The 11,654-nt window shown below is 66.7% G+C and carries 11 protein-coding genes and 1 tRNA gene (1 of these 12 only partly in view); 2 read left to right on the top strand and 10 right to left on the bottom strand.

Features of this window, described 5'->3' with window-relative positions:
• Both E6K79_00650 and E6K79_00645 read right to left on the bottom strand, forming a co-directional pair.
• Nucleotides 1-921: SDR family oxidoreductase (locus E6K79_00650; GenBank protein TMQ67283.1), on the bottom strand; the 921-nt coding region annotated here is incomplete at its 3' end.
• Nucleotides 918-1,748: a class I SAM-dependent methyltransferase gene (locus E6K79_00645; protein ID TMQ67282.1), complete on the bottom strand. Its 831-nt coding sequence runs from the start codon at nt 1,746-1,748 to the stop codon at nt 918-920. The genes E6K79_00645 and E6K79_00650, both read right to left, overlap by 4 nt.
• A 119-nt stretch (nt 1,749-1,867) precedes the next feature.
• Between E6K79_00645 and E6K79_00640 the strand changes: the two genes are divergently transcribed.
• Nucleotides 1,868-2,092, top strand: a complete 225-nt coding sequence (locus E6K79_00640; protein ID TMQ67281.1) for a hypothetical protein — start codon at nt 1,868-1,870, stop codon at nt 2,090-2,092.
• A 442-nt stretch (nt 2,093-2,534) separates the two neighbouring features.
• Nucleotides 2,535-4,262: a T9SS type A sorting domain-containing protein gene (locus tag E6K79_00635; GenBank protein ID TMQ67280.1), complete on the top strand. Its 1,728-nt coding sequence runs from the start codon at nt 2,535-2,537 to the stop codon at nt 4,260-4,262.
• A 131-nt stretch (nt 4,263-4,393) separates the two neighbouring features.
• Here E6K79_00635 and E6K79_00630 read toward each other — a convergent pair.
• From E6K79_00630 to E6K79_00595, 8 genes are all read right to left on the bottom strand, one after another.
• Nucleotides 4,394-4,479: transfer RNA gene (locus tag E6K79_00630), tRNA-Leu, on the bottom strand.
• Nucleotides 4,480-4,493: 14 nt separating this feature from the next.
• Nucleotides 4,494-5,009, bottom strand: a complete 516-nt coding sequence (gene secG / locus E6K79_00625) for a preprotein translocase subunit SecG (GenBank protein TMQ67279.1) — start codon at nt 5,007-5,009, stop codon at nt 4,494-4,496.
• A 69-nt stretch (nt 5,010-5,078) separates the two neighbouring features.
• A complete protein-coding gene (locus E6K79_00620; GenBank protein ID TMQ67278.1) occupies nt 5,079-5,855 on the bottom strand; it encodes a triose-phosphate isomerase in 777 nt (258 codons plus the stop codon).
• Complete coding sequence (locus E6K79_00615) at nt 5,852-7,063, bottom strand: phosphoglycerate kinase (protein TMQ67277.1); 1,212 nt, start codon at nt 7,061-7,063, stop codon at nt 5,852-5,854. Before E6K79_00615 ends, E6K79_00620 begins: the two co-directional genes overlap by 4 nt.
• Before the next feature lie 10 nt (nt 7,064-7,073).
• Nucleotides 7,074-8,075, bottom strand: coding sequence for a type I glyceraldehyde-3-phosphate dehydrogenase (gene gap / locus E6K79_00610; protein ID TMQ67276.1), 1,002 nt, complete (start codon nt 8,073-8,075; stop codon nt 7,074-7,076).
• Between the two features lie 9 nt (nt 8,076-8,084).
• On the bottom strand, nt 8,085-9,122 hold the full coding sequence (locus E6K79_00605) for a 6-phosphofructokinase (protein ID TMQ67275.1): 1,038 nt from the start codon (nt 9,120-9,122) through the stop codon (nt 8,085-8,087).
• 135 nt (nt 9,123-9,257) lie between these two features.
• The gene (locus tag E6K79_00600) at nt 9,258-10,757 is read right to left on the bottom strand and encodes a GWxTD domain-containing protein (GenBank protein ID TMQ67274.1); all 1,500 of its coding nucleotides are present in this window, start codon (nt 10,755-10,757) and stop codon (nt 9,258-9,260) included.
• 16 nt (nt 10,758-10,773) lie between these two features.
• On the bottom strand, nt 10,774-11,654 hold the 3' portion of the coding sequence (locus E6K79_00595; GenBank protein ID TMQ67273.1) for a PorV/PorQ family protein. Its footprint extends 124 nt past the window's final position; the window shows 881 of its 1,005 coding nt (coding positions 125-1,005); its start codon lies off the right edge, out of view; the stop codon is at nt 10,774-10,776.

The following is an 11,654-nucleotide window of genomic DNA, read 5'->3' as shown; positions in this document are numbered from 1 at the left end:
AAGGGCGCGCGCCACCTCCTCGATTCCGTCCCCGACCCGCTTCGTGGCTCGGAACCCCCATAGGTGCTCGATCCGGTCGAACGAGACGCGATAGGTGCGCGGGTCCGTGGCCTCGGGGACGATCGAGACGCGCACGCCGGGGATTCGCGACTCGAGCTCCTCCTTGAGATCGCGGAGCTGGTAGTTCTCAAGGTTGTCCCCCACGTTCAGGATCGGCGGTCCCTCCGGGAGCGTCGCCGTCGTCGCCGTGACGAGCGCGCGGACGATGTCCTGCACGTGAACGAAGGGACGCCACTGCGTCCCGCCGAAGATCGACACCTCCCCGGTGCTCACCGCCCGGAGCGTGAGGAGATTGACGACCAGATCGAAACGCATCCGCGGCGAGAGCCCGTAGACCGTACCGAAGCGCAACAAGATCGGCTCGAGCTGCTCGAGCCCCACCGTCTCCAAGAGTCCCTGCTCCGCGTGCCAACGGGTCTCGGCGTAGAGCGAGAGCGGCTTGACCGGCGAGCCTTCGGTCAGCACCTCCTCGCGGCCCTCTCCGTAGACGCTGCAGGTGGATGCGAAGACGAATCGCTTGACCCCGCGCGCCGCGGCGCTCCGGGCCAAGGCCACGGTGGCCGTCCAGTTCGTCTGAACCGCCAGCTCTTCATCGAGCGCGCACGCCTTGTCCCCCACGATCGCGGCGAGGTGGATCACCGTCGTGACGCCTTCCAAGATGTCGCCGTGCGCGCGCGGATCGCGAAGGTCCCGCTGCATCACCTCGAGATTCACGTCCTGGCTCAGCTCCACGAGACCGTGGGCGCCGTGGAGCATCCGATCGACAACGCGGACCCGCTCCCCTTGCGTCAAGAGCAGCCGGACGAGGATCGAGCCGATGTAGCCCGCGCCGCCGGTGACGAGGATCGGCCCGGAGCTCATCGCCGCACGAGGAGGTAGAGGTGATGATCGGCGGCCGAGCGCGGGAGGGGTCCCACCGGGCGCACCGCGCGGTCCCACGCCGCCGCGCGCTCGAAAAACGGCCGGAGCTTCGGGTCCCGCCGGGAGGAATCCGGGAGCGCGCGCGCCGCGTGGCGCTGGAGCGAATAGAAGAGGTTCGATCCGAGGGTCTGGCGGTCGAAGTCGCCGGCCGCTTCCTCTAGGACCACGGACTCGGAGACCACGGCGCAGTAGTAGCCGCTCTCGCGCTGAAGCCCATCGCGGAACGGATTGTCTCCGGGGTCCTGGAGAAAGCGGCTCTCCGGGTTGTTGAGAACCAGCGCGAGAACTCCTCCGGGGCGAAGGACCCGCGCCGATTCCGCGATCGTGGCCCGCTGGGCGGCGCGCGGCAGATGCTCGAGGAGACCCAGGCAGAGCACGAGGGAAAAGGTACCGCTCCGGAAGGGCAGCCCATCGGACCGGATCCGGGCCGGATCGACGTTTGCGACCCGGTGCCGGGCCGCGTTCCGGCGTAGCCGCGCGAGCATCCCGGGCGCCAGATCGCCGCACGTGAGGCGGCGGAGCCGAGGGGCCACTCGCACCGCGACGCGCCCGACGCCGGCGCCGAGGTCGAGCCCAAGCTCCTCGAGCCGATCGCCGATCGCGTCGAGGAGGAGCCCTGTTTCCCAGGCGTCGTACGCTTCGTTCACGGCCGGCGGCTCGCCCAGGCTCAGGACGGCGGCGAGCTCGTCGCCGAGCTCGTGCCTCGGGCCGCTCCAGTAGGAGGCGGCGAGCGCCGGATCGTAGGCGCCGCTTCTCGCCTCGGTCACGACCGCCCCCACCAGCCCCTCTGGACGATGGCGCCGGGCAACCCTACAATGGGGCCCGCGAAGACACGCGCGCTCCCACTGGAATCGCGCGAAACCCGATCGAAACCGGAGGGTATCCGATGCCCGAGTCTGCCGAGCTTGTCAGCAACCCCGCGGTCGAGTGCATTCGATGCGCCAAGCTCTTCGGCCCCACCCAAATCCTTCACCTCCGCGAGGATCCCCGCCGGTCCTACGTCCGCTGCCAGCACTGCGGCGCGAAGAACGAAGTGAGAGCCGAGGACCGCTTCACGATCCGCCTCGTCGGCATCATTCCGGAGCCCCCGGCCGCGAGAGCCGGCGGCTGACGCCGCGAACCACAAGCCGCGAATCCCCAGCCAGCGATTTGAAATGAATCGGGTCCCCTCCCCACCCGGAAGGGGACCCACATGGTGCCCGGGGCGAGATTTGAACTCCCGTGAACCGTGGACACGGCCGCTATCCCCCCTACCGCCGCTCGAGCGCCGGAACGTCATTCATGCGTACCGGTTGTACATGTACTCGGTCTCGTGGGTTTCGCCCTTGTCTTTGGCGGTCAGCTTGTCGCGCAGCTTACAGGCCGACCTTCGGTTTCACATCCGTAATATTCCGTGGGGGTCATCCGTAATCCACTCGATGGTGAGCCCTTGCGGCCTACCCTAATATTTCCATCCGTAGTCTGTGGGGGGTGCTGGCCCTGGGGTCGCAAACAGGAGTCGCGCCCCTCTACTTGAAGCACCGTTCAAGCCCAAGGGAGGGATTGAAGGACCCATGGTGCTCTCGTTTCGCACCGCTGGAGCCCTGGTTGGAATTCTCGCCGCATGCGGATCTGCTGGCGCGCAGGAGCTGCGCCCGGACATCATAACGCGAACGAATGAGCTGTACGATCACGACATCGTGACCAATATCGTGCCCGGAAGGACCCACCTTCGCCTTTCGAACGCGACGGCAAACATCGGCGCGGGCAAGCTCTACCTCTACGGCGTGCTTCCCGCCAACCCCGACGGAACGCAGAATGTCCGCCAGCGAATCTGGCTGGACTCGGGCGCCTACTACGATCGCGATGCAGGCACCTTCATTTATCACCCAGAACACAACCACGTCCACGTCCAGGATTGGGCCGTCTACCGCCTGCGGGCTGTTACGGCCGACGGTGGCGTTGGAGGGATCGTGGCCGAAGGGTCGAAGACGAGCTTTTGTATCCTCGATCAGATCGTTCACGACAGCAGCCTTCCTGGGTTTGTGTCGACGCCCGAGTTCTCATCCTGTGGTTCGAGCGTTCAGGGCGAGTCCATAGGCTGGGCCGACGTCTACACCAAGGATCTCGAGGGTCAGCAAATCGACATCACGGGCCTTCCCGACGGCAACTACTGGCTGGAGTCCGAAGCCGATCCGCTCGATCACTTTCTGGAAGCCGACGAAACGAACAACATCGCCCGGATCCGAATCACAATCGGGAATCCAAGCCCGATCAACCCAGATCCGTACGAACCCAACGACCAGATGTCCGATCTGAATTCGCGAGTGGTGGGTGCACCGAATAGTCCGGTCCTGGGCCCCTGCGGCCCGTCCAAGACGATCCTCAATCTGACGATCCATGCCAGCGGAAACGATGACCTTTTCCGCTTCTACATGCCGGCGCTCGGGCAAACCGGCGATGAAGTGCGCATCGATTTCGCCAATCCATCCGGCGATCTGGATATGGACCTGCTGAATGCCACGGGAACCGTTGTCGCGACATCGAACAGCACGCGCAACTACGAGAGAATCTCGCTGCAAGGCCGCGCGGCAGGCTGGTACAACGTCCGCGTCCGCGGTTACCTTGGAGCGATGAACCCAGACTACTCGCTCGCCATCAATCCCTCCCAGAACGGCACGCCAACCATCACGGTGTTGAATCCACCCGCGGGCGACACCCTCGTAGCTCAAGACCGCTCCTACACCACGACATGGCAGGCGAGTGACCCGGAGGGCAACCCGACGTGGGTCGACGTGTATGTCAACACCTCGCCGGCGTTGGATGGAAACGAGATTCGTTTCCTGAGCTCGCAAAACACGCCCGGAGCGCAGGGATTCTACAATATCAACCTTGGGACGCTCCCGCTGAATACCTACTACGTCTACACAAGGATTACCGACGGCGGCACGATCGCCGGTGACTGGTCGGCAGGAACCTTCACGGTCGCGCCTGTTACCGGCGTCGAGGAAGAAATCGATGCTCTTGCATGGCGACTCTTGCCCACGGCTCCGAACCCCTTCAACCCAAACACGCTCTTACGCCTCCAGGTGGGCCACGAGTCCAGAGTATCGTGGCGGATCTACGATGTTCGTGGAGCTCTCGTGCGCACCCTCGAGAACGGCCCAATGGCGGCCGGCGTGCACGCGCGAAGATGGAATGGGCTAGACGATCGGGGCCGAGCGGTCGCCAGTGGTATCTACTACATGATCGTAAAGGCGGACGGCTATACAGGCCGGCAGAAGCTCACGCTGCTCCGATAGTGCCACCCGAGCTCTGCGCGCTTGCGATCGAACAGGTCCTCCCGCGATGCCATCCGAGGGCCTGACTCGGACAAATCGTCGGACAAATGCGAGACCCGCGCTAGCAAGTGCTTGCCAACGCGGGTCAAGAGTGGTGCCCGGGGCGAGATTTGAACTCGCACGGGGTTACCCATACGCCCCTCAAACGTACGTGTCTACCAAGTTCCACCACCCGGGCAAGTCGGAAAAGGGCTACTTCGTGCCGGACTTCTGAGGCGTCGCGCCGCCCTGCGGCGCGGGCGTCGGAGGCGACTGCGAGGGCATCGTTCCCGGAGTCGGCGCACCTGACCCGGGGGCCGGCATCACGGTTCCGGGAGCCTCGGGTGCGGTTCCGGGAGCAGCGCCTGGCGCCGTCGATCCGGGCGCCGTGGTCCCAGGCGCGCCCTGATCGCCCGCCCCTTGCTGCTGCGCGGCCGCCCGGCGCCTCGCGTCCTCCTGCATCAGGCTTCGCGCGACCGGCGAGGACTGGCGCGCGGACGTGAGGCCCAGCGTGAGCGAGGTGAGGAAGAACACGACCGCCATCACCGTCGATGCGCGCGTCAAGAACGTCGCCGCCCCCCTCCCTCCGAAGAGCGTCTGGCTCGAGCCCGCGCCAAACGCGCCCGCGAGTCCGCCGCCCTTCCCCGACTGGAGCAGGATCGACACGATGAGCGCGACGCACGCGAACACGTGGATGGCCGAGATGATCGCGATCATGAAGCCCGACATTTGCTTCCCTCCGACGAAATCACTCTGAAAGGGCCAGTCGTGGAAGATACCACGTGGCCTCGCGAAGCGTCAATCCGGCCCCGGACGGTGCGCTGCCGCCGCCCCCAGAGCGCCCGCGATCGCGAGAAACCCGGGCGCGTTCAGGGAGGCACCGCCCACCAGAAAACCGTCGACCTCCGGTAGCCCCGCCAAGGACCCGGCGTTCTTGGGGTCGACGCTCCCGCCGTAGAGGACCGGCGTCGAGGCCTGCGACCCGATCCGGCCCAGCTTCCGGAGCTCCGCCTGCACCCAGCCGTGGGCCTCCGCCACCTGCTCGGGCGTCGCGACGACCCCCGTGCCGATCGCCCAGACCGGCTCGTAGGCGACCAAGAGCGGCGCCCGGGCGGGCGCTCCCTCCAGCGCCCGCGCGAGCTGTCTCGCGAGGATATCCTGCGTCTCGCGGCGCTCGCGCTCCGCCAGGGTCTCGCCGATGCAGAGGACCGGCGTCAGCCCGGCCCTCCACGCCGCGCCCAGCTTGGCGCGGGCGATCGGATCGTTCTCGCAGAAGAGCCGCCGCCGCTCCGAGTGGCCCACCAGGACGTACTCCGCGCCGGCGTCGCGCACCTGCTCGGCCGAGACCTCCCCGGTGAAGGCGCCCCGCGGCTCCGCGTGGCAGTTCTGCGCCCCGAGCGCCGGCCCGCCCCCCGCGCGCTCCTGGGCGAGGGGCGCCAACGCCGTGAAGGGCGGAAAGACGATCGTCGTCACTTCGGGGTGAAGCTTCCGCGCGTCGGCGATCCCGGCGTAGAGCGCCCGCGCCTCGGCCACCGTGAGGTTCATCTTCCAGTTCCCCGCGAGGACCGGGCTCATCGCGCCCTCGCTTTGGCCGAGGCTTCGAGCGCCGCGACGCCGGGAAGGGTCTTCCCTTCGAGAAATTCGAGGGAGGCTCCCCCGCCCGTCGAGCAGTGGCTGATCTGCCCGTCCACGCCCGCGCGCTTCACCGCGGCCAGCGAGTCCCCTCCACCGACGACGGTGAAGGCGCCGCGCTTGGTCGCCTTCGCCACCTCGACGGCCACCCGCATCGTGCCCTCGGCGTACCGCGGCACCTCGAAGACGCCCATCGGGCCGTTCCAGAAAATGGTCCGCGCCTCCGCGAGCGCGTCGGCGATCGAGGCCAGCGACTCAGGCCCGATGTCGACGCCGGCGCGGTCCTCTGGAATCGCGGTCACGGGGACGACCCGCCCGGGATCGGCTCCTGAGATGTCCTCGGCGGCCACGCAATCGGACGGGAGGAGAATCTTCCGCGCTTGGCTGGAATCGTCCAGGATCTCCTTGGCGAGGGGGATCCGATCGGCTTCTACGAGCGAGCGCCCTGTGGCCAATCCCCGCGCGCGAAGGAAGGTGAACATCATGCCGCCGCCGATGACGACGCGGTCGACGCGGGGCAGGAGATTCCGGAGCACGTCGATCTTTCCGGAGATCTTCGCGCCTCCCAGGATCGCGACGTATGGATGTTCCGGCCCGGCGAGGAGCTTTCCCAGCGCCTTGAGCTCCTGCTCGAGGAGAAAGCCCGCCGCGCAATCGGAGAGATAGCTCGTCATGCCCGCAATCGAAGCGTGCGCCCGATGCGCCGCGCCGAATGCGTCATCCACGTAGGCGTCGGCGAGCGCGGCCAGGGCCCGGCTGAGCTCGGGATCGTTCGCCTCTTCCCGGGGATCGAATCGCAGATTCTCGAGGAGCAGAACGCCGCCGTCCGAGAGGGCCCGCGACGCGGCCTCCGCGGAGGGTCCGACGATCGCCTCCGAGAACGCGACCGGCGCGCGCAGGAATTTTTCCAGCAGGTCGCGGACGGGGCGGAGGCTCTGCTTGGGATCGACCTTCCCCTTGGGGCGTCCCAGGTGCGACGCGAGGACGAGCCGGGCCCCCTTCCCGATCAGGTAGCGAATGGTCGGCAGGGAGGCGACGATCCGGCTGTCGTCGGAGACCTCGCCCTTGGGGCCGAGCGGGACGTTGAAGTCGACGCGGACGAAGACCCGCCGGCCGGATACTTCGAGCTCGTTCAACCGGCGGAAACTCACGAAGCGCCGCCTACTTCGATCGCCCGAGCAGGAGCAGCGCGTCGACCATCCGGTTCGAGAAGCCCCACTCGTTGTCGTACCACGCCATGACCTTCACGAAACGATCCCCGGAGACCATCGTGAGCGGCGCGTCGAAGATCGCGGAATGCGGATTCCCGACGATATCCTGGGAAACGATGGGGTCCTCGGAGTACTGGACGATCCCCTTGAGGCGGCCCTCGGCGGCCTCCCGCATCGCCTGGTTCACGGACGCAATCGAGGCGGGGCGCGACACGTTCACGGTCAGGTCGACCAGCGAGCCGTTCGCCACGGGAACGCGGAACGCGATCCCGTCGAGCTTCCCCTGAAGCGAGGGGAGCACGAGGCCGATCGCCTTGGCGGCCCCGGTCGACGTCGGGATCACGGAGAGCGCGGCGGCGCGCGCGCGGCGGAGATCCTTGTGAGGCGCGTCGTGGAGCCGCTGGTCGCTCGTGTAAGCGTGCACGGTCGTCATCAGCCCCCGCTCGATCCCGAAGGCCTCGTCGAGAGTCGCGGCGACCGGAGCCAGGCAGTTGGTCGTGCACGAGGCGATCGAGACGACCGTATGCTTCGACGGGTCGAACGTCTTGTCGTTCACGCCGATGACGAAGGTCGCGTCGGCCCCCTTGCCCGGGGCGGAGATGAGGACGCGCTTGGCTCCGGCCTGGAGGTGCACCGCCGCCTTCTCGCGCTCGGTGAACTTGCCGGTGCACTCGAGAACGACGTCGACGCCCATATCCTTCCACGGAAGTGCCGCCGGGTTCGCCTCGCAGAGAGCCCGAATCGTCTTCCCTCCGATCTTGATCCCGCCATCACCCGCCTCGAACCGCTCCGGCCAGGGTCCGTGCACCGAGTCGTAGGTCAGGAGATGAGCGAGCGTCTTCGCGTCGGTGATGTCGTTCACCGCGACGAAATCGCAGGAGACATTGCGCTTGAGCGCCGCCCGGACGACCAATCGCCCGATGCGGCCGAACCCGTTGATTGCGACCCGCACGGAACCCTCCTAGCTGAAGAATACCCGGGCCATCTCGTAGTACTCGCGCCCGACGGTCTTGAGAGAGCCAACCGCCTCGGCGATCGGAACGTCGACGATCTGCGTCCCGCGCACGGCGACCATCCGGCCGAAGCCCTTGCGCTCGACCAGGTCGACGGCCGCGACGCCGAATCGGGACCCGAGGACGCGATCGAACGCGGTCGGCGATCCGCCGCGCTGGATGTGCCCCAGGACGCTGTACCGCGTCTCGTACCCCGTCGTCTCCTCGATCTTCTCGGCGAGCGACGCGCCGATCCCGCCCAGCCGCACGTGGCCGAACGCGTCGCGCTTCTCGGTCTGGACGTGGAGCGGATTCCCGGCCTCGTCCGCCAGGAGGGCCCCTTCGGCCACGACGACGATGCTGAAGTTCTTGCCCCGCTCGTGGCGGCGCCAGATCGCTTCGCAGATCTCGTGGAACGGAATCGGGAATTCGGGAATCAGGATCATGTCCGCGCCGCCGGCGATGCCCGAGCAGAGGGCGATCCAGCCCGCGTGGCGCCCCATCACCTCGGCCACCATGACGCGATCGTGCGACTCGGCGGTCGTGTGCAGCCGGTCGATCGCTTCGGTCGCGATGGTCAGCGCCGTATCGAAGCCGAACGTGTAATCCGTCCCGTTGACGTCGTTGTCGATGGTCTTCGGGACCCCGACCACGGGAACGCCGGCGCCGTGGAGCTTCACCGCCGTGCCGAGGGTGTCCTCGCCTCCGATCACGACCACGGCGTCGATCTCGCGGCGCGCGAGGGTCGCCCGGATGCGGCTCTCGCCGTCCTGCTCCTTGTAAGGATTCGTTCGGGACGTGCCGAGGATCGTGCCGCCGCGCGGGAGGATTCCCGAGACCGAGGAGAGGTCGAGCGGCTCGATCTCCTCGAGGAGAAGCCCGCGCCAGCCGTGCCGGATCCCGGCGACCGACCATCCGTAGCTCTTGATCGCCCGCTGGACCACCGCGCGTATGACCGCGTTGAGCCCCGGGCAATCCCCGCCACCCGTCAACACGCCAACCCGCATCGGCGACCGGCCTCCAAGCAACTAACTTGTGAAATGGCAGAGAGATAGAGCCGCGAATAGTAGAGCGGGCGGGACCGGAAAGTCAAGCCTGATGCTTGATCCCGGTCCGCTTCAATTTTAGACGCGGAAAGGAGGTCAGTGGATCCCGGTCGTGGAGGAGTACTTGAGCGTGTACTCGCCGTACCCCTGATCGTCCGTGAAGACGAACTTGATCCCGCCGGAGATCTCGTTCATTCCGAAGCGCGGGCGGAGCTCCTTGCCCCGCATGTCGTACGTCCAGATCTCGTAGGCCCGGGAATCGGCGACGCCGGATCGCGTGTCCGTCACCTCCTGCTTGGAGGATTTGGGGATCTGGTCTCCGAGCGCATAGCCGAGTGTTTTCCCCGCGACCGGCACCCTCTCGATCTTGATGTCGTCCGGCTCGCCGTACCGGATGTAGACGCGGCCGCGGTCGCTGAACATGCCCCGTTCGATGATCGAGTAGTGCGCGTTCGCGTAATCGACGCGGCGGCGGAACTCCTCGCGACTCTCGTTGTCGCCGGTATCCGGCGTGGGATCCGCGATCCTCCAGATCCGCTCGATCCACCGCTCCTTCTCTCCCATCGAAAGATGGCGGAAGACCTCAGACGAATCCGAGGGCAGAAGCGTCGCCGCAGTCACTTCGTAGAAGTCGGCCGCGTCCGCGCCCCACGAATCGAGGGACCAGAGCAGCTCGAAGGTGCCCTGACTCCGGGCCAGCTCGTGGCCACCTCCATCCTGGAGCGAGAGGCCCATCGTGTAGTGGCCCGCCGGGAATTGGGACACGTCGATCCCCATCGCGTGCGGCCACGCCGAGCCCTCGGTGACGCGTAGGGAGTCGACGCTCGTGAAGACCGTATCACCCGCGGCGTTCAGGATCCCGGCCGCGAGCGTGTAGGCCCTCCCCTCGGCCGGCGGAGGAGCGTCGTAGAGCTCGTAGTAAACGGAAACCGCGTCCTGGAAGTGACCGAAGTACGCGCTGGGCTGAGGCTTTACATCGTAGGGTCCCTTGCGGAACGGGCTTCCCTCCTCCCCCGCGCCGACTTCCCAGGCGAACTCCAGACCGCTCAGAGCGGGATCGTGAAAGAGCCACTCCCCGAGGTCGATCCTCCCGTTCACTTCCCCCTGCAGCTTTTGCTTCTGCATCTGGTACACGAAGCCCTGGCGGCCGACGCTCATGTCCTCGACGAGGACCCGGTAGGTGTACTTCCCCGGCGGGACCGCCAGACCGAGCTCGTAGACCTCCCCCAGGAGCGAGTCGGTCGTCGCCGCGAGATCGGTGCTCTGGAGATTCGCCTCCCGCTGGAGGAAGCCGGCGCGCTTTCCGGCGGAGTTCCACATCTGGACGGTCAGGCGGAGCTTCGCCGAGTAGCGATCTCCGTCGGGGGCAAAGCGAATCTCCTGGTAGGGCACCCGGATCGAGAACTCGGCACGCGCCTCGCGGGTCCCGTGGCGGAACGGGACGGCGGCGGCATGGAATCGGAGATCCCCGACCGAGGTGGCCGGGTCTCCCGCGGGCTGCTGGTGGGCGGCACCCAGGGTGACCGCCCCGACGGCCGCGATGAGCCCGGCGCGAGCCAGCGAGGCTGCTAGACGGCCGGGTCGAGTGCGCCTCACGGCGCCCACCTCTGGGTCAGAAGCTCACGTTGAGCGAAACGTGATGCGCGTCCGAAAGGAATTTCAAATCCTGGTACGCGTAGTCGAGTCTCGCCACGGAGGACTTGATGACGGTCAGCGGGAACTTCACCCCGAATCCGGCGGTGAGTCCCTCGGTGTCGTAATTTAATTTGTAGCCCCCACGCAGGAAGAGGTAGTCGTGGAAGCCGTACTCCGCCCCCATGTTCAGCTTTTCCGAGTTGTCCGGCGGGTGCGTGAACTCGGCGCACGTGATCAGCCGGCTCTCGCCCTGCTGGAACAGCTGCGCCGAGCCGCCGACACGGAAGAAGACCGGCATCTTGACCTTCTCGTCGATGAAGGTCATGTCGCTTCCGACGTTCTGGATCGCCATTCCGATTTTCGCTCCCATGACCCCGATTTCGTAGAGCGTCCCGAAGTCGAAGGTCACGGACTTGCCTTTGACGTCGTCGAGGCCGGTCTGGACGTAGTTCACGTTGAAGCCCGCAGAGAACTTGTCGGTGAGCGCCCTCGCATACGTGAGCCCGTAGGTCCATTCGCCCGCGTCGAACGTATCACCGGTCCCCTCGGGCAAATAGGTCGTACGGACGATGTCGCGGCTCATCGTGAGCGCGCGAACGTTGACGCCGATCATCCCTGGGATCCACTTGATATTGAACACGTAGCCGGCCTGATCGAACAGGATGTCCGCGGGCCACGCCGTGTGATTCAAGGTGATCGACTGGCCCGAGAGCCGGGCGATCCCGGCGGGATTCCAGTAGACCGCGGAGGCGTCGTCGGCGATCGCGACGTAGCTGTCCCCCATCGCATTCGCGCGGGCGCCTACGCCCATCTTCAGCGACTGCCCTCCCAGCGTTCCGACCTTCTCGAATATCTGCG

The sequence above is a fragment of the Candidatus Eisenbacteria bacterium genome, from assembly GCA_005893305.1.
In the GTDB taxonomy this organism is placed as follows: Bacteria; Eisenbacteria; RBG-16-71-46; order SZUA-252; family SZUA-252; genus WS-9.
Note: the sequence above shows the minus strand (reverse complement) of the source record. Positions and strands in the feature narration are given on the sequence as shown.